This is a genomic window from Paenibacillus sp. FSL R7-0210 (genome assembly GCF_038009085.1).
Taxonomy (GTDB): Bacteria; Bacillota; Bacilli; order Paenibacillales; family Paenibacillaceae; genus Paenibacillus_AQ; species Paenibacillus_AQ silagei.
In genome coordinates this window covers 614,864-636,776 of record NZ_JBBPAR010000001.1, presented here as the reverse complement: position 1 = coordinate 636,776, position 21,913 = coordinate 614,864, and the positions used below count along the sequence as shown (strand labels likewise).

Below are 21,913 nucleotides of genomic sequence, written 5' to 3'. Positions count from 1 at the left end.
GGCCTCAGAACAATTAAATTCTGTACTATTGTTAAAAATAGAAAAAGAGCCTCTATAAAAGAGACTCTTCCTGCCTTAACCAGCTAACCCGCCGAGCCGGGTCTGACAATTCTATTTGCTGCGCACCTCAAAGATGGCGAACTTAAGATAATGCCCCTCGTCCACGCCGAGAATCTGCGGATGATCCTTGCCTGCGGCCCGCCATTCGATCAGTCTCAGCACCTTGCCGGCATCCTTGGCCGCCTCCATGATCGTGTCAAGGAACAGCTGCGGCTGCATGTGGTATGAACAGCTGGCCGTGACCAGATATCCGCCGTCATTCACCAGCTTCATACCCTGCAGATTGATGTCCTTGTAGCCGCGTACGGCCCCTGCCACTGCACTTTTGGTCTTGGCAAAAGCAGGCGGGTCCAGAATCACGACATCCCACGTGCGTCCGCCCCCGGCGGTCATCGGCTTCGCGGTGTCCGCCTTGGCAGCCGGTTTGCTTCCGGTTTTCCCTTCCGCCGCTGTGCCGCCCGTAGCCCGCTCAGTGCGTTCCTCCTGACCCTTGACCTGATTGCGCAGGAAGGCAAATGCATCATCTACCACGAATTCCACCCGGTCGCTGAATCCGTTGATCTCCACATTGGCCTTTGCACTCTCGATGGCATGCGCGGATACATCCAGGCAGGTTACCTTCTTGGCACCGTACTTGCAGGCATGCAATGTGAAGCTTCCCGTATGCGCAAAGCATTCCAGCACAGTCGCACCATCCCAGTACGGGAAGGTGACAGGCTTGCCGCTTTTGTTGACTGGCAGCGTCTGAAGTGAACCATCCTCGGCTGCTACGTTCTGCAGTGTAATTCCGCTGCGCCCGCCCCAGCCCTTCATCAGCGGAGCAATCGATGCTCTATTCTCCCGCTGATCGAAGAAGTAGCCGGTCTTCTGTCCCTCTTCAATATCAACGATGACCTTCAGCCCGTTCTCACTTACGGTAATGTGGCGCGGGCATTCGCCGTAGAGCACACCTGTGGTCTGTTCCAGTCCCTCCAGCTCCCGCACACTGACATCGCTGCGCTCGTAGATGCCACGCGGCGCCATCACCTGCACCAGCGCCTCCACAATCTCAGAGCGGTGCTGATCCATAGCCAGTGTCAGCAGCTGCACTACAAGGACTTCACCGAAGCGGTCAATGATCAGCCCCGGCAGAAAATCTGCTTCCCCGTAGACCAGACGGTAAGCGTCCGCCCCCGGCAGGAAGCGTTCCCTATGCCGCAGACAGTCCGAGAACCGCTGTGCAAAAAACGCCGTGTCAATCGCCGCCAGCTTATGCTGCGACAGAATTCTCACCCGGATCTGTGAAGCCGGATTATAATACCCGGTAGCCATGTACCGCCCCTGATGGGTCAGAACATCCACCAGTCCGCCTGGCTGCGGATCTCCGTCTACAGATGCTACTTCACTGGCGAAGACCCATGGATGGCCCTGCTCCAGTCTTTTTTTACGGTTGCGTTCCAGAATTACTGATGCCAATACCTTCAACTCCCTATTCTTGTTGCCAGATTAATATACATGTCCTATGCCTGGCGTTCATATATTGGTACAACCCCCGTTCAAAAAGGAGCCTGTCCTTATGATCCGTGAACTGTTATTCCCTGTCCTCTACGGTCTTGTCATATTCCTCGCCGGGATGAAGGTGATGGAAGCCTCGTTGTCGCGGCTGGCCGGTCCGCTGCTGAAGCGCAGCCTGCACAAGGCGACCTCCACACCTGCCAAAGGCCTGATCGTCAGCGCCCTGCTGTCGGCGCTGCTGCAGAGCAGCACCGCTGTAACAGTGCTGACCATCGGCATGGTCAATGCCGGCCTGCTGACCTATGCCCGCACGCTTGGCATTATTCTCGGCAGCAACATCGGCACCTGCCTGACAACGGAGCTGATCAGCCTGCAGATCAGCACGCTGGCCGCGCCGCTGCTGATCGCGGCGCTCTGCCTGTGGGCCGCCGCCGTGATGGCTGGCGAGCTGGCCCCGCAGTCCTGGCGGCTGCTTGAGGTCTTCCGCCGGATCTCGGGACCGCTGCAGTTCATCTGCCTCGCGGTCACCGGCTTCGCGCTCGTCCTGTGGGGCATCGCGGTCATGCAGTCCATAAGCCCCGCCCTGGAAGGCAGCCCCCTGTTCCGCTGGTTCCTCGGGCATGCCGCAACCAGCGCACTTTGGGGGCTGGCCGCCGGGGCTGTGCTGACGGCGATGGTGCACAGCAGCGCCGCAGTCATCGGCATGGCGATGGGCCTCGCCGCCAGCGGCGTGATGCCGCCTGGGCTTGGCATCGCCATCGTCCTCGGTGCGAACATCGGCACCTGCGTCACTGCCGTCATTGCCGCCATCGGCAGTACGCCTTCCGGCGTATTCGTCGCCTGGTCGCATGTGACGCTGAATGTCGGCGGCGCCTTGCTATTCCTGCCCTTCACCCAGCCGCTGCAAGCCCTGTCCGCCTCGATCGGCGGCGGACCTGCCGCCCAGCTCGCCCATGCCCAGACTATTTTCAACGTCGTCTGTTCGCTTGGTGTACTGCCGTTATGCTATCTGCGCGTCTGGTCCAGGCTGGAGCAGCGGCTGCAGTCCTGAGTCTTCCAAGAATCGTAATCGCAGTCCTCATTATACTTCAAATCCGCCCTGCAGTACTAATCCAAAGCTTTATTGCATAAGAAATTTATCCTTTATTGATTTTATGGGATTTATACGCATAATTGTAACTAAGGGAGATGATTTCAAGGTTGAGTAAACAAAATATCAGCACAACAGTTTCAGGAGATTTAATTGTTACCCATCTAATTGGCAAGATTAACACAGATGATGTGAATGAATGGTTCCATGGGTTCGAGCATGCTTGCCAGCAATTCATTTCCGAGAATCGGAAATACAAATTGCTGGTGGACCGAAAAGGATACACGCCAGATCATTTTTCTGTTCAAAAAGCATGGAAAGATAAGTTCTTCAATGAAACCCTATTGAATCACAGCAAGGCAATTGCGTTTCTCCTTGAGGAAGGGGAGATCATGAATTATTTACAACAATCCAACACCAAAAAATCCGTGAATTTTTTTGATAATTATGAACAAGCATTGATTTGGTTGAATGAGTATTCAATATAAAGCCTTACAAATTTCCAGTTCATTGTGAGTCAGCGCTCTGTCATAGCAACAATTTTATAGAATTACAGAAAAGATCCTAAAAAAAGACCCAGGGCCACCGATATTGGCTCCGGGTCTATATTTACATCAGCTTCTTAATCTTATCCAGCGGCATTTCAACAGCCTTAGAGACCGCTTCGGGAGAAAATCCATTAAGCAGCAATTTACGGATGAGCTCCGCCTGACCTTCTTCTTTTCCTTCCGCTTTTCCTTCAGCTTTTCCTTCCTCAATACCTTCCGCTTTGCCCTCTTCGTATCCCCAACGCTTCCAGGCTGGCATCAATTCCATGATGGCTTCTCCCTCCTCCCTCCTTATTAATCTTGAGCATTCCGATTCCTCACCATAAACAAAAAAAACTGCACACCGTCCATATAGACGAATGTGCAGGTCTTGTTGCCGCTCAAACCGCAAGCAGTATTACACTATTTCACGCTAACAGATACCGAGACTGTCTTAGTCCCCAGTTTTCCTTTAATAGATGCGGTTCCCTTGCTCACTGCTGTAATCTGCCCGGTAGCACTCACCTTGGCGACAGCAGGCTTGGAGCTGGTCCAGACCATGCTTCCTGTGACAACTGCAGTGCGGCCGGTATCATACAGCGCGGTTACCACTACGTTTTTGCCTGCGCCCGGTGCAAGACTCAGCCGGTTCTCACTGACTGTAAGCTTCATCAGCTTGGGAACAACCGTTATCTTAACCGTCGCCTGAATGCCCTGGTAGGAACCGGTCAGGGTAGTTATACCCTCAGCCAATGCTTTGACGGAAGTTCCCTTAATAGTAGCCACAGCCGGGTTCGAAGATTCCCAGTTCATTACCCCCGAGAAGTTAGCAGATTTGCCGTTTGAAAAATATCCGGTGGCCTTAATGGACTTGGACGCCTTGATGTTCATTTCCAGCGTTGCCGGGTCCACCACCAGCTTCACGACCTTCTGTTCAATCGTTACCGGAACACTGATGGTCTTGTTGGAGTAGGTTCCCTTCAGGGTTGCCGTACCTTTGACCAGTCCCTTGATGGTCTTGGCGGCAGTTGTATGCTTAAGAACCGCATTGCTGCCGCTCAGCTCCCATTTGATGCTTCCCGACACATCCAGCTCGTCGCCATTCTCCAGCACAGCCTGGACAGCGGGCAGTGGCAGCTCTTCACCAATCACTACTCCCAGAGCAGCATCGGGTCCGATCAGGACAAGCACTTTATTCTGAACCGTTACATTAAACTGAACGCTCTTGGAGCGGATCGTTGCAGCCGAAGCGGAGGTCACTTCGCCAGTCTTGAGCTTCCCGGTCAGGATAGCCGTACCTGCCTTCCCGCCGACAAACTTCCCGTCTTTGATGGACACAATCTCTTCATTCGCAGAGGTCCACTCCATCTCATCGCTGATATCCAGCTTGGTGCCGTCATACTTGGTTCCGGTCACCTTCGGCAGGCTTACTGCATCCGCCGTGTAGATTTCCTGCTCCGTCTTCTCCAGACCCAGCTCCGTCAGGGTTGGATAGACGGTGATCTTGAAGCTTTTGCTGATGCCCAGATAGCTGGCCTTAATGATTGAAGTTCCTACCGCTTTACCCGTAACAGTGGCATAAGCGTTGCTTGCATCCGCCGTATTGGCAGTTACTGTAGCATTCATCAGATTATCCGAGGTCCAGACGGCGGACGCTGTTTCGTTCGAGGTTGAATTGACGGCATTCCGCATTGCTGCGGTTACGTTCAGACTCTCCCCCAGGAAAAGCGACTGGTCGCCGGAAGGCGTCAGCAGCAGCGCCTCATAAGGCGCACGCACATAGACATCCACCGACTGGGTTACACCCAGGTAGCTTGCGGTGATGACCGTTTTACCCACGCCCAGGATGGTAATCTCACCGTCTTTAACAGTAGCTACGCTCTCGCTGGAGCTGCTCCATTCTACCTCATTGCCCAGGGTAATCTCCGGACTTGCCGAAGTGGCTTTAGTCTTGGCGGTCAGCTTGGCCGGATGGTCCCCGACCAGCATTTCCATTTCCTTGACGATGGTGTCATTCTTGTCTTTCAGCACGATAGCGGCATAAGGAAGCTCTACCACCGCTTTGATCGTTTCGGTTAACCCTTTATATTTGGCGGTAATGGTAGCCTTACCTTCACCGACCAGCGTAATCTTGCCTGCAGCAATGGTCAGCACGCCCGTATTCGAGCTGCTCCATTCCGCATCCTTCGTGACATCCTTCTCCGCAGTGGCCGAAGTTCCGCCGATGGCGGTGGCCGTAACAGACAGCAATTCCTCTTTGTCGCCTAATTTATAGCTGCCCTCTGTGCTGCGGGTCAATTTCAGTTCCTTAAAGGCATGGGTGACCGACACCTCTACAGAGGCTATCGCATTATTGAGAGTTGCTGTAATTACCGCCGTTCCGGAATTCACCGGTGTAAGCTGGCCATTTAATACTGTAACTACTTCTTTCTTGGAAGAGGTCCATGTTGCGGCTGCCGTCACATCCCGTTTGGAAGCGGAGCCCTCTACATTGGCATATAGCTTAAGCTGCTTCGGTGACTGGCCCACGGTAAGCTCTACCTTGGCTGAGCTGTCGAATTCAATAGAGATAGTGTCTCCAGCAGCGGCAAAGACGTTTACCGGAAAAGCGGCCACAACGAGCAATATCATAATGAGGAGCGTTTTTGTCATTTTCCTGTACACGGTCATCTGTTCTCTCCTTAGACGGTCTGATTATCGGTGGACTTTTTGCCACTCTCTTCCACTATATCGACAAATCCGGCCCAAGTCTTTACCCCATTTTCAGTATTTCACGATTCCCGGGCAAATTCAGGTCTTTGTAACTATATAAATTGTATTTAAAAAGCACTTAAGATTAGCAATTGAAGCATGGTCGTCGTTGCGGTGAACATTTGGCCCTCCGGCCGCTGCCCAATTTGGATTTCTTGATTAAAACCGCTTCTCGCGGTAGAAATCCAAATACAAAGGCGGTCGCTATCGCTCCTACAGTTCCAAATTTCCCCTCCACTTCTTTTGCTCTTTTGTTTATTTATATTTTTTAAGTCCAATTTAAATAGCTAATTACGGGATAACGAAAAAAAGGATGTCTTCCTGCCGTCAAAGGCATAGAAGACATCCTGTAGCAGTCTGTCCGGTCAGGGGGTTGCCACTGCCCGGCTAACACTGACAAGCTCGCCCCGGCATTCATTCACGCCGGCTTCGGTTACCTTCACCTGGCACAGTTCGCCCTGCAGCGAATCGTCGCCGCCGAACAGCACCTGGAGATAGTTGTCGCTGAAGCCGTGCTGTACGCTGCGTCCCGCCGAGCCTTTGGCTGCACGCTCCGGAATGACGGACAGTGTCTGGCCCACGAAGCGCTTGGCATAAGCCAACTGCATCTCCTCAGAAAGATCGATCAGCTCCTGCACACGCGCATTCTTGATCTCCTCATCGACCTGATTGAGCATCCGTGCAGCCGGGGTTCCGGTCCGTTTGGAATACGGGAAGACATGCATCTCCGAATAGTTGACCGCCTTCATGAAATCATAGCCTGCCCGGAACATCTCATCCGTCTCGCCCGGGAAGCCGACGATCACATCAGTTGTGATCCCCACATCCGGCATAGCCTCTCGGATCAGCTGCATTTTGGCGTAATACTCTTCCGTGGTATACTTCCGGCGCATCGCCTTCAGCACCTCGTTATGGCCCGCCTGGAGCGGAATATGCAGATGACGGCACATCTTGGTGCTGCGGTTCAGCACCTCCAGCAGCTTCTCGTCAATCTGGCTCGCTTCAATGGAGCTGATGCGGACTCGTTCCAGCCCGTCCACCTTATCAAGCTCCCAGAGCAGGTCAGCGAGGCGGTAGTTGTCCAGATCATCCCCGTACCCGCCGGTATGGATGCCGGTCAGCACGAATTCCTTGTATCCGGCCTCCACCAGCTGATGCGCCTGGGCGACAATCGATTTCGGATCACGGCTGCGCGACAGACCGCGCGACCAGGGAATAATGCAGAAGGTACAGAAGTTGTTGCAGCCGTCCTGTATCTTCATGAACGCCCGCGTCCGGTCAGCGAACCCGGGCACATCCATCTCCTCGAACTCACGCGTCTTCATAATGTTGCGGACGGCATTCACCGGCTGGCGCGACTCCTGAATATTCTTCACATGGGTCATAATCTGTTCACGGTCCTGGTTGCCGATCACCAGATCGACTCCGGGAATATCGAGAATCTCTCCAGGTGAGGTCTGCGCGTAGCAGCCGGTAACCGCTACGATGGCGTCTGGATTGCGGCGCACTGCGCGGCGGATCATCTGCCGGCTTTTTTTGTCGCCCGTATTGGTCACTGTACAGGTGTTAATCAGATAGACATCGGCGGAACCCTCGAAATCTACCTGCTCGTATCCATCATTCTTAAAGAGCTGCCAGATGGCCTCGGTATCATAGAAATTGACTTTGCAGCCCAGTGTATAAAAAGCTACAGATGGCATGGTTTAAGCTCCTCCCATTTCTCCGGATTCATATAAAATGCAGGCGGCGGCAACCATGCCTGCGGTTTCACAGCGCAAAATACGCGGCCCCAGCCCGACAGAGACGGCTCCGGCCTCCTCAGCCAGTCGGCATTCCTCCGTACTGAAGCCGCCCTCCGGCCCTACAACAATCATTACTTTAGCCGCAGCCTCCTGTGGAAGCGATGCCAGCCATGGCGCGGCTGCGCTGCGGAGCTGGAGTCCCTCTTCCTTCTCATAGCAGAAATAGACGGCATCATAGCCGTTGAAGCTCTGGAGCAGCTGCTTCCAGCTGAGCGGCGAATGCACCTGCGGAACAATATTCCGGTGCGCCTGTTCGGCAGCCTCCTTACAGATTTTGCGCCAACGCTCTAGCCGCTTACTCTCCTTGCGCTCATCGTACTGCACAATCGTCCGCTCTGAGAGGAACGGCGTGAAGGCTACAGCCCCGATCTCCGTGCATTTCTGAATGACTGTCTCCAGCTTGTCCCCTTTGGGCAGGCTCTGGGCGACAGTAATCTGAATGCGCGCTTCATGAGTCATAGCCAGAGGCTCCAGTATGTTCACGGTGACGAGGCCAATCTCTATGTCAGCAATCTCGGCCAACGCCTCGCGGGCCACGCCGTCGCTGACGATCAGCTTGTCCCCGGCCTTGCCGCGCATGACCTTGGCGATATGGCGGGCGTCTTCACCGTCAATGCTAACCTTGTCTTGTCCGAACTGTGCCGGAGTTACGAAATAACGCTGCATCTCTCAACCTCATTCTGTCCGTTATTCAGCGTAAAAGCGGCGTAGTCCCCGCCAAATCAGGTCCCGGCCGCCGCTTCACACGTATCATTCATCTACTTAATAATCACATTATATTCTACAACGTTTGCCATGCACTGAACAGCCCCCGTCCTTACTGACGTTCTCAGACCCCGAACATCCTTAGGAACAGCTGGAAGAAATCATTACCCGTGCGTGTCGCCCAGTAGCTAAGCGGTTCTATCGTATAGGCGCGCAGACCCGGAATGAAGATGATCAACAGGAAAAGGAAAACCGTATACTGCTCATACTGCTGAAGTCTTCCACGGATCGGACGCGGTGCGATATCCTCTACGATCCGGTAACCGTCCAGCGGCGGCAGCGGAATCAGGTTAAATACGAAGAGGAAGAAGTTGAAGTGAATGAACATCCCGAAGAACCAGATCAGCGCCCGGAGCACCTGCTCGTTCTTAATCGAATCCATCGTGCCCGTTCCCACAAGAATCGCATAGATCAGCGCACCCAGAATACCGAGCAGCAGATTGCTGATTGGCCCGGCGGCCGATACGATGACACCCATCAGGCGGGGACGGCGGAAGTTATCCCGGTTCACGGGAACCGGACGCGCCCATCCGAAGCCCGCAATCAGCAGCAGAATGATGCCGAAGAGGTCAAAGTGCACCGCCGGATTCAAGGTCATACGGCCCAGCAGGCGTGCTGTAGGGTCCCCGAATTTATTGGCAAAATAGGCGTGGGCGAATTCATGCACCGTAAACGCAATAACAATCGTAATCAGAAAAAACGGAAGCTGCTGTAAAGGATATACTAAAAATTGATCCAGGGAACCCATGTCTACCTCTTTCCGGCTGTGAACGCCACCCAATCTTCTTCGCGGGTTACTTCTAAAATCTCGAAACCGGAGGACTTCAGCGCTTCCGCGACTAGCCCTTCCTTATCCTTATAAATCCCCGAGGTAATATAGATCCCCTCCGGCTGAAGCGCACGGTAGACATCGTCCGTGAACAGTACAATAATCTCGGCTAGAATATTCGCCACGACCACCCGGACCGGCAGAGTCACTCCCAGCCCGTCTGCCGCCGGGGCAACACCAGGAACGGCCTCTTGGTCAGCCGTATTGCTTGGCCGGGCTGAAGGCCACATCTCTCCGGCTGCGGTATCCGCCGCCCCCTCACCGCCCAGCAGCGAGAGCAGATCGCTCTCCTTCACGGTGATCGCTGAATCCAGCCGGTTCAGTGCCACATTCTCGCGGGCACTCTCCACGGCGACCGGGTCCAGATCCAGCGCCAGGACAGAGGCGGCACCGAGCAGCATCGCTCCGACAGCAAGGATACCGGAGCCCGTACCTACATCGATGACCTCGTCACCGCTGACAATATGCTTCTCAAGAGCGCGAAGGCACAGCGCCGTTGTCGGATGCGTCCCGGTTCCGAAGGCCATGCCGGGGTCGATCTCAATAATTTTTTCATCCGCAGAGGCCGGGGTATATTCTTCCCATGTCGGCTTAATGGTCAGCCGCTCCGAGACGCGCAGCGGCTTGAAGTACTGCTTCCAGGCATGGGCCCAATCCTCCTCATCCACTGTCTTCCAAGAGATCTGTGCCAGCCCGGGGTCGATGCCGAACTCTCTCAGCTCTTCCACCCTTGGCGTCACCTCGGACACAACCGCGTCCATGTCCACCGATTCCGCATAATATCCTTTAATGACCGCTTCCCCTTCGGGGATGTCATTGAGCGGTTCATCGTATAATTCACCGTAACGTGTATCCCGGTTTTTATTCAGCGTCCCGGATTCTTCAATAGAGACTCCGCCCGCTCCGGCCTCAACCAGCAGATTGGATATCATCTCCTGTGCTTCCTCGGTTGTATGTACCGTCAATTCTTGCCATAGCATGGTAATGAATCCTCCTAAAAGTTTGTGAGCGTTACTTCTCTCGATTCTGCTTCGAACAAACTTACTTCGGAAGCATAGACTCAGTTTTGGGAGCATAATGTCCCTCGAAGCTTATCTTAGCTAGTATAGCATTTCTTACCCGTTCAGCGCCAAACTGCGTTCAACTCTCTACGGCAGACGAGGTGCTGCGGCAAAAACAATCCAGCGCATGGTCATCTACCATCCCGGACGCCTGCATAAAAGCGTAACAGATCGTCGAGCCGACAAACTTCATCCCCCTGCGCTTGAGCGCCTTGCTCATCAGATCGGACTGTGGGGTCGTCGCGGGAACCTCGGCTCTGTTCTTCCAGTGATTCACCACCGGCGTCCCGCCGACAAAGCTCCACAGATAACCGGCAAAGCCGCCCTCTTCCTCCCGGCAGATCTGCTGGTACACCTGTGCATTGGTAATCACTCCCTTAATCTTCAGACGGTTGCGCACAATCCCCACATTTTGCATCAGCTCTTCGACCTTGTCCTCCCCATACAGCACGATCTTCTCCGGATCAAAGCCGTCAAAAGCCTCGCGGAAGCCCTCCCGCTTCTTCAGCACCGTATACCAGCTCAGTCCGGCCTGCATCCCCTCCAGCATCAGCAGCTCGAACAGCTTCAGGTCATCAACCAGCGGCTTGCCCCACTCTTCATCATGATAAGCTATATATACCGGGTCCGAGTTTACCCAGTCGCAGCGCTTAATTTCCATAGTTATTCTCTCCTTTGTCTTATAATTCTGGCAGCTATTCATAGCCATATCTTCTAACTGTATACGAAAAAAAGAGAAGAACACAAGGTTCTTCCCGTTAAAATAATGAAATAATGTTATTATTGTCCTTGCAGCTGTACCCGTGTCTCTTTGTCCGGTTCATTGGTAGAGTAGAAGAACATGTATATTGAAGCCTCTGTGCCTTTGAAATCCTTATATACATCAATGCTGTGATTGTTTCCGTTTCCACGGAAGTTTACAGTTACTATTTTACCCAAGATTCGATCTTTACCTGTGCCAATATGAGTCTGATTCACGCCGCCAAAATTCGGATCATCGCTCTTCGTCTCCACGTAGAGGTCTGCTCCCCGCATATAGTAGGTCCACTGCACCGGATACCCGCCGGTTTGCCGGATTAGCGTCTGCTTCTCACTGGAGATGTTGGTTATTTCCAGTGGCTTCTTGTCATCCTCATGCCGGGTAACCTTATAATTACCTACAAGCGTCATTGGCGTTGTTTTTGTAATCTCAAGATCTACAGGCCGCTCGAAGCGCAGCGTTCTCAGATCCTTGTCCTCCGTTGTCGAATACCACAATCCGCCTTCCAATTTCTGTCCGCCTACCTCAAGAGTATAATTAACATAAGGCAGCTCAGCGAATTTGGCTTTAGTCCGGATGGATACACGGATTTGTGTAGGTGTTATTACCATTTGCTCAATCCGGTTACCGGCGTCTTCCGCTTCCAGCGGCAGATCCAGTGCCGTCTTGATGGTAGCACCCGCCATTTTCTTCTTGCTCAGCTCAAAATCGAACGTCCATGGGCCATCAATATTACGTTCCAGCTTGGTATAGCTGAGTTTATAGGCTGTCTCTGCCCGAGGGACATCTACAGGATTGTAATACTGAATTGAGGTGTATTCCCCGTTATCCCCCGGCTTGCCCATTGCACCTGACTGAGAATTCTTGACAGGCTCTCCATCTCTATATGCTATGATTTGCGGGTATGCCAAGCTCTTAGCTTCGGGATTATTAAAGATTGCAGCCGTGGACAGCATCAGCTGTTCATTCCCTTCCTTAAAGGGCTGAACACTGAACGACTCCAGCCCATCCCGGTTCACCGGGAAGCTCTGCCGCTCCGGTGAGTCCGTATCCAGCTTCAAGTCTACCTCCTGCTGGGAGTAGGATTGAATTCCTGTTGCGGTCAGACTCACCTTGACCGTCTCCTGTCCCGGACTCCAGTTTGTCTCGAAATAACCGTTGTAACGCTGGTTCTTCTCGTCCCACTGCTGGTAGTTGTATTCATTGTCATCGCCGTTCCCATTTGCATCCTTAAGAGACATTCCATTCACATTCCACATTCCATTGCCCTTGTCTCCCCCGACATCTAGGCTGTACAGAATTACCGTCCGGTTCTCATCGGAGAGCGCCGTATGTAGCGTCAGGGTGACTCCATCCTTGGTGATCGTCTGTCCGAGCGGCTGACCCAGATTCTGTGCCAGCGCCGCCTGTACACCGCTTCTATGGTTCAGCAGATTCCCCCAGTCAACTTGCACAGCGGCATACACAGGAACAGCCATCAGCACTACGCTGAAGGAGGCTGCGACAGTGATCTTTCGCCAGTTGCGGTGGCGGACCGGGCTGCCTGCTCCCGCACGGCTGCCGCCTTTGGATGATGCATATCCAGCCTGCTCCATTCTGCCCCACATCTGCTCGAAATCAGGATAATTCAGCTCCTGATCCTCATTTAAGCGACGCTTTAACTGTGCTTCGGTTCTGTCCATATTCATCGTCCTCCTTCGTTATGGGCTGAACGCCCGCTTCTTCCAGAATCCTCTTCATCATCCGTAGCCCCTTATGCTGTCTGGACTTCACAGTTCCCAGCGGGATATCCAGCATCTTGCGGATTTCCTCCAGACTGAAATCATGCATATACCGCAGGGTCAGCACCGCCCTGATCTTCGCCGGGAGCCGGGACATGTATCCCGCCCATTCCAGCTTCGTTTCCTTCTGCTCTACCAGCTTGTCTACCAGCGGCTGCGGATTCTCCCTGAACATATGGAGATGGGCCGTCAGCTTCTGCTGCAGGCTGTTCCTGCGCTTCAGGTGGTTCAGGCAGGTGTTGACGGTGATTTTCATAATCCAGGCCTTCAGATATTCAATGCCCTGCCACTCGCTGCGGAAGAGAGTGATGAATACCTCCTGACACAGATCCTCAGCATCGGCAGCATCGTGCACCATATAATAGCAGGTACGATATACCTCCTTGCTGTAGGTTTGGAATAATTCCCTGTTGCCCACTTGAGCATGCCCTCCTTTCTTGTTTGAATTACCTTTATAACAACCCCGGGCTTCAAAAGGTTCATTTTCAGCAGCATATCCAGCTATATGTACTAAAAAAGCAGCATGTCCACCTGAAAAGCACAGGCTGCATACTGCTTACAATAGATTGTCCGGGAATAACTGCTCAATTTCAGAGCAAGCACAGCTTAGATAATATTCATGACCTCGCGCGCCTGGTTGTCCAGTTCCTGTGCAGAGGTAGCGATCAGCGTGAATTCATCCAGCGCCACTTGAATCTGCCGCTGGCTGAGCTGCACATTATCCTGCACCTGGTTCAATCCCGTTGATATTCTGCCGACCTCTTCCGTAATGGCCTGGACACTGTCCCGGACTTCGGTAATCTGATCCTGCACCATCGCAGACAGCTTTCTTACCTCCTTGGCCACCACATCGAATCCCCGGCCGAATTCTCCGGCATGTGCAGCCTCAATCGCTGCATTCAGGGCAAGCAGATGAGTCTGGGAAGCAATATCACGGATGGTCTGCACTACGCCGCGGATCGCTGCAGCCTGCTTTTGCAGACTTAGCAGTGTTTCGGTATTCTCAGTCGACACCTCGGCAATCCTGTCAATACTCTGCAGCAGCTCCTGACTCCGCTCAATTCCTTTGTCCGCACGCTGATTAAGGCTATCCGCCATGCCCTGCATTAGCTCCACGACATGGCTCATGTTGTTTTGTCTCTCCGTAATGTTAGTGGCCACCTTGGATACGCCGATGACATGGGTATTTGTCTCATCAAACACCGGCATATATGTAGCTTCCAGCCAGACCGAATTCCCCTCTGCGTCCATCCGTTCAATTTTGTCCTGGAAGCTCCGGCCAGCCATTAAATTCTGCCAGAACAACTCATAATCCGGACTGTTCACGAATGAGGGGAAGCACAGCTGGCTGTGCTGCATGCCGTACATGTCCTCCGCTTTGTATTTCACTGACTGGGCAAAGATCTCATTGACATAGGCGACACGCCGATCCAGGTCAAAGCGGATCATGGCAAGGTTTTTTTCCAAGGCTTTGACAACCAGTTCGTCTGTAACTGCTTGGTCTGCTAGATTTTCCATGTTGACTGCTCCCTATACATCTCAATTTTTAACTGATATACGGACGACTCTCGCTTATTTCACTTTACTCTTATTAACGGCTGTTCCAGCGCTTTGGATGATATCAATTAATAATGAGTCTAAACAACTTAGCCTATTCAGAGCAAGGATGGTTAGTCCCCTATTTACATCAGACTACTTCCTGGGGCCATAGTCCCCCATCTTAATTCCCCACACGCTGTCCTTCCGGTAGGCAGCCGCTTCCTGCAGCTCTGGAAGTCTCGTATCCTGCGGATAATGCCGCTCCAGATACTGGACGAAGGCCTGGCGCAAGCCGATCTCCTTATCCAGCTTGTTGAATTCGTTCGGATGGTTCTCCATCTCGGCAAACGATGCTTCCCAGCTCTCCAGATCTCCCGCCTCCGACTGCTCTGCTCGAACCTTTTCAGCAAGCATTCTTAGCTCCCGGTAAGCTCGTTTCACTTTCGAGGAATAGACCTGCTTCTGGTTCATGAAGGTCAACAGCGCCACCAGCAGCGCCAGCCCTACCCACATTATCACTGTATTCACTTATGTATCCTCCCGGCCTCGCATATCACTCCATTATACACGCCAAAACACAAAAATACCCCACTTACGCAGGGTATCCGTAGCAACAATTCGTCTGCTCATCTCTTCTTGACTTCACCGAATTATTCTTTCTTCATAATCTCTCCCAGCTGCCGCTTATCAGCCTCACGGGAACGGTCCATGGCCTCTATATCATCCTGATCTGCTTCAGCTGCTGAGAATTCAACATCCTCGGCCTTCGCCTCATAGAGCATTTTCATTTTTTCGGTTTTGGAAAAGATCTTCGAGTTCTCTCTGTCCATAGCTTGCCATCAGCCTCCACTTAATCTGGTTGTCATAGCTTCAAATCATTCCGCCGGCTTCCTCAATCAGTGACATCGCCTGACCATGAATAGCTGCATCTACAATAACCGTCAGCAGAATATTTCTGCCTGTAGGCCCGCCATCCCCGCCATGGCTCATTCCGCTCCCGCTCGTATGCGCCGCAGCTAATATGCCCGTATGGTCACTGACGGCCATCATCGAATCCATGCTCGCCAAATTGCCGGTAACCGGATTTACTCCCGGCTCCTGCCCGCTTCCCCCAAACCTGCTGAACCGGTCAATGGAAATCTCCTCTGCACGCAGTGCCTGCAGCTTACGGGAGACCCCTTCCGCTTCCTCCGGGGTTTTGAAGTAGGCCAGTATACTTTTTTCAGACATGGGAATTCCCCGCTTTCTGCCTGGTGTCCATAACGTACAAGCTTACTTGGCTATTTTGGATTTCCGGACATGATTTTATACATTTAGGGTTGGCTGTGACTCCAGCGAAGTTCTGGATTTTCACCCGCTGTAGTCCGCAGATTTCATTATCCAGAAGCCACACTTCTAAATTTCAGCCCTGTTTTTCCAACCATCATTCATGTCAGTATTCATGACGATAATTGTTTTTTTCTCTGTTATTTTGTATTTTTTTGTCTTTTAATTTCTTCATAGTAGTTTTAAAAGTCTATTTGTGTCATATAACATTCCGCATGAAATGAAAACATTCTCAAAACTCTATAAATTTTGTGTAGATTTTACAAATAACCAGTGGTAAAATCTTCTTAATATTTTTCCTAGTAATCTTGACGGAAATAAACCGGATTAATAGAAAAGGAGAATCCGGCTACTGTCTGTAGCAGGAGAGATGTAAGCCAGAACCAACATCATATTGTGGAGGGGATTACATTTGGAGTGGACAAAATTACCTCGTAAGCTATCATTACTAACTTTATCATTGGGTGTGGCTGCAAGTATGATTCCAGGCGCGGCATTCGCCGCCAGCAGCTTGAAGACACCCGTATCAGGCAATCATCTTCCAGCCTTGATTCCAGCGAATCAGCCTTATATTTCTCCACAAATTAACACCAAATCCTCAAATCTTGTCCGGGTCATCGTTCAACTCAGCGGTCAGCCTGCTGCCGTTGGCAAGTATGCTGCCAGACAAGGAATTACAGCGCTCGCCAATACAGCGACTGAAGCTGCAGTGAACAGCCAACAGGAAGAAGTACTGGATAAGGCTGAAGCCAAGAAGATTGACCTGACCGTCAATTACAAGTACGACACGATTCTGAACGGCTTTGAAGTCACCGTTCCGGCTGACAAAATCCCTGAGCTGGCGAAGATTTCCGGCGTGTCTTCCATTTATCCGAACAGCACCTGGTATGCTCTCCCTGATCAGACAGTGACCGAAGTGACTTACAGAAACGACAATGCTCCCCTGAAGCAGATTCATGCCGATTGGGCGGCTGACCAAGGCCTCACCGGGGCCGGACTGAAGGTCGGTGTAATTGATACCGGTGTGGACTATACGCACCCGGATATTGCCCCGGCTTATAAGGGCGGCTATGACTCCTTCTATCAGGATAATGATCCTTATGAAGAAGTTCCGCTGACTCCTGAAGAAGATACCGAGTATGGCGTAGGCTATGCGGGAACTTACCACGGTACGCATGTAGCCGGAACGATCATCGGTCAGTATGCAGCTAAAGGCGATGTGGCTCAGAAGGGTGTCGCTCCCGGGGCTGACCTGTATGTCTACAAAGTATTGGGCCGTAATATTGATAAGCCGAACACTTCCTCCGGATCTTCCGCTCAAGTCATTGACGGAATTGAACGTGCGGTCAAGGACGGCATGGATGTCATCAACCTGTCGCTCGGCTCCGATTCCGAGAAGGATGTGAACTCCCCGGATTCCATCGCGATTAATAATGCGGTTCTCTCTGGAGTAACTGCTGTCATTGCAAATGGGAATAATGGAGAAGCAGGTTATTTCTCCATGGGTTCTCCTGCTGCCTCCCAACTCGGAATTTCGGTAGGTGCCGTTAATAGCCCTATCAAAGCGTTCTCCGGTGAGTTCAAGGCAGAGATTACGGGTTCAGTCACTTCAGTGACTTATGACACCTATAATCCGTTCCATGTCATGGCCTATGAATTGGGTCAAACAGACTTTGCCGATATTATTGGAACAGAGCCGGTTAAAGTGTTCTACGCTAATTTAGGCGCAAATGAAGATTACCCGGAAGGAAATTTCGGTGAGAAAACTGTTGTTCTGGTATCCCGTGGCGATCTAGCCTTTGTAGACAAGATTGCTAATGCCAAAGCTCACGGTGCCAAAGCTATTGTGATCTTCAATGGTAATTTCCAGACAGTAGACGGTAAGAAAGTAGCTATTCTGGAAGAGAGCTATACTGACCGTTCTGACTTTATCGGTTCCAACCTTGGCGATGGATATGACAACATCCCTACGCTGGACCTGAAGGGCTCCCAAGGCCGCGCTTTAGCCAGAGCCATTGTTGCTAACGGCAACAAACCTGCTTACTTTACTTTCAGCTCCGAATATCCGATGGATATGACCGCCGGCGATGAAGTGACCAGCTTCTCCTCACTAGGACCGAACTTCGACGGTAAATTAAGCATTAAGCCGGACATCGTAGCTCCTGGTGACGGAGTGCTGTCTACGTGGCCTGCTTATGGCAAAGGTCATCCAGGAACTGATTATTCCAAAGCATACAATCGTATTAGTGGTACAAGTATGGCAACACCGCATGTAGCAGGCTTGGCACTGCTGATCAAGCAGGCACATCCAACTTATACACCATTAGACATTCGTGCCGCTCTGGCCAACACAGCAGATCCTGTGTTCTACCAGGATGCGCCTGAAGATTTCTATCTTCAAGGTCCTGGACGCGCCAATGTAGAAAATGCCATCATCACTCCGGCCCTGCTGCAATCGATAGAGCCGATCTCTATTCTGGACAAGAACTTTGTCCCGCAGAATGTAATCAACTACAATCCGTCTACAAGCTTTGGCACCCTGCTTCCCGGTTCTGAAGCTAGCCAAGTGCTGCAATTAAAGAATATGAGCGATACTGCGCTTACCTATTCTGCTTCCGTGGAATGGAACTATGGTGATCCCAAGCATGTATCTGCGACGCTCGACAAATCATCGGTAACTGCCGCCGCAAAAGGTGCCTCCACGTTCAACCTGAAGGTTACCGTCGCTGCTGATACCGTGCCGCAAATGCTGCAAGGTAATGTCGTCCTGGAAGCAGCAGGACAGCCAACTCTGCACTTGCCGTTTGCAATCAATGTAGATAAGACGACCGAACAACCTGATTGGGGTACAGGCATTCAGGAAGCTGCACTGAGCCAGCCGATCGTCTATACCAATTCAAGTGCTGTTCTGAACTACAAGCTGAAAGCAGATGATATTAACTATTATGAAGTAAATCTGATTGGCTTGGATGATATCAAGAAAGGCTCCTTCCAGGTATCCACGACCGGTGCGCCGGATAAGTTCTTCGAGCCTGGGAACTATAGCACGGTTGTATCATCCACCTATCACCCATATGACCACAATGGTGATCCAATCTTGGATGCTTACGGCAACCCTGCGGTGGCCGGTCTGACCGATGGAGTCTACAAGCTTGAGGTTATCGGCATTAAAGCCAAAGATAACACCAAACCGATCAAGATTGACTATAACAATGATGAATACTACAGTACCTACACCTCATTCCGCTTTATCACTGTCTCTGACAGTGGAAACAATGGCGGCGGCGGTGGTGGAGGTGGCGGTACAGTAGTTACGCCAACACCTGTGGTGGTTCCAGAACCTGTGAAGTCCCTTGTTGAAGAAGGCGTTCAGCAAGTAACGGTAACACCTCTAACCGCATCGAAGGATGGTGTAACGACAGTAACCGTGAGCGACAGCGATCTGAAGGCCGCTCTGGCCAAAGCCGCTACTGTCAAGACAGCCGTTGTTATCTCTCTGATCAGCATCTCAGATAAGTCTGCTGAACTGAGCCTGACTGCTGATCAGGTGAAATTACTGTCCGCCATTCAAGCAGGCAGCACCCTTATCGTGAATGTTGGCGGATCTGCTGTAGCCTTGCCGGTATCCTTATTAGCCGCTTCCCCTGCAGGCCAGAGCTTGAAGCTAGTAATTAAGCAAGAGCCAGACGCAGCCAGCAAGCTGATTGCAGGTACTCCGGGTGCCCAGGTTATTGGAACCCCGGTATCCTATGAAGCTTCATGGACTACAGCTACAGGCAGCACTTACTTGAACGTTCCAACCAACGTGTTCATCAAGCGCACCTTTACTGTACCTGGCAAGATTGAATCCAAGACCGCAGGCGTACTGTTTGAGAAAGACGGACTGGTGACCCCGGTTGCTTCTGTCTTCACCCCGCAAGCCGATGGAACAACCCTTGTGACCGTAAGCCGTCCAGGCTTCTCCGTGTATGCAGCAGTCAGCAAACCGGCAGCAGCCTTCACAGACATCGCGAATTCCAAATCAGCGGTTGCCATCCAGACGTTGGCCGACAAACTGATTATTCAGGGAACCTCGGCAACAACTTTTGCGCCGCAGAGCAATCTGACCCGCGCTGAGTTCACAGCACTCTTGACCCGTGCACTGGGTCTGCGTACCGATGCCAGCGTAACCTTCTCCGATGTGAAATCAACGGATTGGTACGCCAAGGATGTAGCTGCGGCCTCCAAGGCCGGCCTGATTCTGGGTATCGGCAATGGCAAGTTTGCTCCAACTCAGAAGGTAACCCGTCAGGAGCTCGCTGTCATTCTGGACAGAGCAGTGAAACTGACAGGCACTGAACTGAAGGCTATTGCTAATCCTTCGTTCACAACCTACTCCGACAACGCTAAGGTAGCCCCTTACGCCAAGGACAGTCTGCAAGCCCTGACCAAAGCCGGCATCTTCGCCAGCGAAACGGGCATTGCCTTCAATCCAACAGCTCCGGCAACCCGTGAGACAGCAGCCGCTGCACTCTATGAATTGCTGAGCAAGAGCGGGTTGATTCAGTAGGACGCTCCGCGCAAAGAGTAACACATTTAGCCCCTTCACTTCCTGGACAGGAAGTGGAGGGGCTTTACTATTGTTTATGAAGACAGTAGATATTAAGTAATATCTGCAATTCACCCATTAATCCAAAAAGCTCGCTGAGTGCTGCTTCGTTAATCACTTTTTTTTGAGCGGCACTACTATTTCAATGGTAATCCCATCAAGTGAAGCAATAATTTCTTCCACTCTTTGATCCATAGCTCCTCCTTATTCGTTATAAGGAAAAGGAAGCATTTTATGCTAAAATCTTAATATCCTACATCTATGTATATTGTTTTAACCTAGTAGCTCGTCAGCTCTAAACGTATGAAAATTACTTTAACTAATGGTTTGCTGAGTGGTTACCTCACCCCGATTAGGGGCAAGGGGGAGGCTTAATTGCAATTCGTACAACTAAATCGTCCGATATGCCTCCTAATCTCCGTTTAGATGTAGTTCGTGCAATTAAAATGCCCCTATACCTGGATTTTCGTCCACCCGGGTAAATGTAGTTGCACAAAATACAATTAGAAGAGGATGTCCATCCGTTTCACTGTTTTTAGTTGTACAGAATACACTTATCCCTGTTTTTTCACTACGAATGCAGTTTCATACTTCACCGCTTTTATGGAATGAAATCGCTTGTTTAATTCTGATGGACTAGAAGGTCTAAACACTAGTTCGGGAAGGTAAAGGTGATTAAATAACATGGATAATAAGGTGGTAGCTAGAGTTAGCTGGATTCCAACGGAACAAGGTGGGAAAAAGAGGTTTCCTTTAATAAACTATTCAACAGCTGCACATTTTCATTATGATGTGGCAGATCGGGATTGGAGTGTTGTACTAAATATTATTTCAAACTATGATAACTATGAAACACTCTGTAATATAGAATTTTTGTTTCCTGAGAAGGCACCAGGAAATTTGCTTTTTGTAGGAAGTAAATTTGAACTTTATGAACATAGAAAAGTTGCAGATGAAGAAATAATTGAAATCGAAAAAGAAGAAGTAATGCGTTAAAGTGTTAAACATAAAACTAAGGATAAAGCCCCTTCGTTTCCCATACGGGAAGTGAAGGGGCTTTACTTTTGTATATGAAGACATTAGACAAAACTACTCGTATAACTTCTTAAATTCATCCATAATTTCTTGTAAGTTAGCAAAATCCGAATTATCTATAAGCTCTTGAACTGAAATTTCCTCAGTATCTTGCACCCTCTTGCCAAAGATTTCTCTCATCTTGCTTCTCATTTTAGTAAGATAAGCAGTGAATTCATTTTTAACTTCTTCCTCCTTAACATAACCAGCCTGCATATCCAGTTGGAATATATGTGAAATAATTTTTCCACTAATTCTTTCTGTATCCATTTTTCATTAGTAAGTAATTTCTGCAATTCACTCATTAATCCAAAAAGCTCACTGAATGCTGTTTTGTTAATTACTTTTTTTCTAAGTGGTACCACTATTTCAATGCTGAAAGCATCAAGTGAAGCAATGATTTCTTCCACTCTTTTATCCATAGCTCCTCCTTATTCGTTATTAGCAAAAAGCCCCCAATCTCCTC

General features: G+C 50.9%; 19 protein-coding genes. 4 read left to right on the top strand and 15 right to left on the bottom strand.

The genetic code is table 11. From position 1 onward, the window contains the following. Positions 1-111: 111 nt before the first annotated feature. Positions 112-1,515: a class I SAM-dependent rRNA methyltransferase gene (locus MKY64_RS02810; RefSeq protein WP_340950807.1), complete on the bottom strand. Its 1,404-nt coding sequence runs from the start codon at positions 1,513-1,515 to the stop codon at positions 112-114. A gap of 100 nt (positions 1,516-1,615) precedes the next feature. On the opposite strand from MKY64_RS02810, the gene MKY64_RS02805 reads away from it, so the two are divergent. Together MKY64_RS02805 and MKY64_RS02800 are read left to right on the top strand one after the other, a co-directional pair. After that, positions 1,616-2,605 (top strand): Na/Pi cotransporter family protein, encoded by a 990-nt coding sequence (locus MKY64_RS02805; RefSeq protein WP_340950806.1) that lies wholly within the window; start codon positions 1,616-1,618, stop codon positions 2,603-2,605. A 149-nt stretch (positions 2,606-2,754) separates the two neighbouring features. Then, a complete protein-coding gene (locus MKY64_RS02800) occupies positions 2,755-3,132 on the top strand; it encodes a SpoIIAA family protein (protein ID WP_036732199.1) in 378 nt (125 codons plus the stop codon). A gap of 121 nt (positions 3,133-3,253) precedes the next feature. On the opposite strand, the gene MKY64_RS02795 is transcribed toward MKY64_RS02800, so the two are convergent. The 13 genes from MKY64_RS02795 to MKY64_RS02735 all read right to left on the bottom strand — a co-directional run bounded on the left by MKY64_RS02795 (position 3,254) and on the right by MKY64_RS02735 (position 15,689). Next, a complete protein-coding gene (locus MKY64_RS02795; protein ID WP_340950805.1) occupies positions 3,254-3,460 on the bottom strand; it encodes a hypothetical protein in 207 nt (68 codons plus the stop codon). 134 nt (positions 3,461-3,594) lie between these two features. Then, entirely contained in the window at positions 3,595-5,841 is a 2,247-nt protein-coding gene (locus tag MKY64_RS02790) for an Ig-like domain-containing protein (protein ID WP_340950804.1), read from the bottom strand. 446 nt (positions 5,842-6,287) lie between these two features. After that, positions 6,288-7,622 carry a tRNA (N(6)-L-threonylcarbamoyladenosine(37)-C(2))-methylthiotransferase MtaB gene (mtaB, locus tag MKY64_RS02785; protein ID WP_340950803.1) on the bottom strand — a complete coding sequence of 445 codons (1,335 nt, stop codon included), beginning with the start codon at positions 7,620-7,622 and terminating at the stop codon, positions 6,288-6,290. Positions 7,623-7,625: 3 nt separating this feature from the next. Then, a complete protein-coding gene (locus MKY64_RS02780; protein ID WP_076082556.1) occupies positions 7,626-8,390 on the bottom strand; it encodes an RsmE family RNA methyltransferase in 765 nt (254 codons plus the stop codon). A 163-nt stretch (positions 8,391-8,553) separates the two neighbouring features. Continuing rightward, positions 8,554-9,237, bottom strand: a complete 684-nt coding sequence (locus MKY64_RS02775; RefSeq protein WP_076082558.1) for a site-2 protease family protein — start codon at positions 9,235-9,237, stop codon at positions 8,554-8,556. A 2-nt stretch (positions 9,238-9,239) separates the two neighbouring features. After that, positions 9,240-10,298, bottom strand: coding sequence for a 50S ribosomal protein L11 methyltransferase (gene prmA / locus MKY64_RS02770; protein WP_076082561.1), 1,059 nt, complete (start codon positions 10,296-10,298; stop codon positions 9,240-9,242). Positions 10,299-10,458: 160 nt separating this feature from the next. Continuing rightward, complete coding sequence (locus MKY64_RS02765) at positions 10,459-11,040, bottom strand: DNA-3-methyladenine glycosylase I (protein WP_340950801.1); 582 nt, start codon at positions 11,038-11,040, stop codon at positions 10,459-10,461. A gap of 119 nt (positions 11,041-11,159) precedes the next feature. Continuing rightward, complete coding sequence (locus tag MKY64_RS02760) at positions 11,160-12,821, bottom strand: DUF4179 domain-containing protein (protein WP_340950800.1); 1,662 nt, start codon at positions 12,819-12,821, stop codon at positions 11,160-11,162. Continuing rightward, positions 12,781-13,338 carry an RNA polymerase sigma factor gene (locus MKY64_RS02755; RefSeq protein ID WP_209872145.1) on the bottom strand — a complete coding sequence of 186 codons (558 nt, stop codon included), beginning with the start codon at positions 13,336-13,338 and terminating at the stop codon, positions 12,781-12,783. The genes MKY64_RS02760 and MKY64_RS02755 overlap by 41 nt, the downstream gene beginning before the upstream one ends. Positions 13,339-13,526: 188 nt before the next feature. Next, the gene (locus MKY64_RS02750) at positions 13,527-14,438 is read right to left on the bottom strand and encodes a methyl-accepting chemotaxis protein (protein ID WP_339311119.1); all 912 of its coding nucleotides are present in this window, start codon (positions 14,436-14,438) and stop codon (positions 13,527-13,529) included. A 174-nt stretch (positions 14,439-14,612) separates the two neighbouring features. Then, complete coding sequence (locus MKY64_RS02745; RefSeq protein ID WP_339250305.1) at positions 14,613-14,987, bottom strand: hypothetical protein; 375 nt, start codon at positions 14,985-14,987, stop codon at positions 14,613-14,615. A gap of 122 nt (positions 14,988-15,109) precedes the next feature. Continuing rightward, the gene (locus MKY64_RS02740; RefSeq protein WP_036732220.1) at positions 15,110-15,289 is read right to left on the bottom strand and encodes a YfhD family protein; all 180 of its coding nucleotides are present in this window, start codon (positions 15,287-15,289) and stop codon (positions 15,110-15,112) included. Between the two features lie 40 nt (positions 15,290-15,329). Further along, positions 15,330-15,689: a hypothetical protein gene (locus tag MKY64_RS02735; protein ID WP_340950798.1), complete on the bottom strand. Its 360-nt coding sequence runs from the start codon at positions 15,687-15,689 to the stop codon at positions 15,330-15,332. Between the two features lie 508 nt (positions 15,690-16,197). Here MKY64_RS02735 and MKY64_RS02730 point away from each other — a divergent pair. Both MKY64_RS02730 and MKY64_RS02725 read left to right on the top strand, forming a co-directional pair. Further along, on the top strand, positions 16,198-20,334 hold the full coding sequence (locus MKY64_RS02730) for a S8 family serine peptidase (RefSeq protein WP_340950797.1): 4,137 nt from the start codon (positions 16,198-16,200) through the stop codon (positions 20,332-20,334). A 723-nt stretch (positions 20,335-21,057) separates the two neighbouring features. Beyond that, positions 21,058-21,369: a hypothetical protein gene (locus MKY64_RS02725; protein ID WP_340950795.1), complete on the top strand. Its 312-nt coding sequence runs from the start codon at positions 21,058-21,060 to the stop codon at positions 21,367-21,369. A gap of 227 nt (positions 21,370-21,596) precedes the next feature. On the opposite strand, the gene MKY64_RS02720 is transcribed toward MKY64_RS02725, so the two are convergent. Then, the gene (locus MKY64_RS02720) at positions 21,597-21,869 is read right to left on the bottom strand and encodes a hypothetical protein (protein ID WP_340950793.1); all 273 of its coding nucleotides are present in this window, start codon (positions 21,867-21,869) and stop codon (positions 21,597-21,599) included. Positions 21,870-21,913 lie beyond the last annotated feature (44 nt).

Coding starts and splice junctions, on each gene's coding strand:
- MKY64_RS02795 (WP_340950805.1), bottom strand. CDS start 3,460: ATGGAATTGATGCCAGCCTGGAAGCGTTGGGGATACGAAGAGGGCAAA.
- MKY64_RS02725 (WP_340950795.1), top strand. CDS start 21,058: ATGGATAATAAGGTGGTAGCTAGAGTTAGCTGGATTCCAACGGAACAA.
- mtaB (WP_340950803.1), bottom strand. CDS start 7,622: ATGCCATCTGTAGCTTTTTATACACTGGGCTGCAAAGTCAATTTCTAT.
- MKY64_RS02805 (WP_340950806.1), top strand. CDS start 1,616: ATGATCCGTGAACTGTTATTCCCTGTCCTCTACGGTCTTGTCATATTC.
- MKY64_RS02750 (WP_339311119.1), bottom strand. CDS start 14,438: ATGGAAAATCTAGCAGACCAAGCAGTTACAGACGAACTGGTTGTCAAA.
- prmA (WP_076082561.1), bottom strand. CDS start 10,298: ATGCTATGGCAAGAATTGACGGTACATACAACCGAGGAAGCACAGGAG.
- MKY64_RS02765 (WP_340950801.1), bottom strand. CDS start 11,040: ATGGAAATTAAGCGCTGCGACTGGGTAAACTCGGACCCGGTATATATA.
- MKY64_RS02735 (WP_340950798.1), bottom strand. CDS start 15,689: ATGTCTGAAAAAAGTATACTGGCCTACTTCAAAACCCCGGAGGAAGCG.
- MKY64_RS02780 (WP_076082556.1), bottom strand. CDS start 8,390: ATGCAGCGTTATTTCGTAACTCCGGCACAGTTCGGACAAGACAAGGTT.
- MKY64_RS02790 (WP_340950804.1), bottom strand. CDS start 5,841: ATGACCGTGTACAGGAAAATGACAAAAACGCTCCTCATTATGATATTG.
- MKY64_RS02740 (WP_036732220.1), bottom strand. CDS start 15,289: ATGGACAGAGAGAACTCGAAGATCTTTTCCAAAACCGAAAAAATGAAA.
- MKY64_RS02760 (WP_340950800.1), bottom strand. CDS start 12,821: ATGGACAGAACCGAAGCACAGTTAAAGCGTCGCTTAAATGAGGATCAG.
- MKY64_RS02720 (WP_340950793.1), bottom strand. CDS start 21,869: ATGGATAAAAGAGTGGAAGAAATCATTGCTTCACTTGATGCTTTCAGC.
- MKY64_RS02775 (WP_076082558.1), bottom strand. CDS start 9,237: ATGGGTTCCCTGGATCAATTTTTAGTATATCCTTTACAGCAGCTTCCG.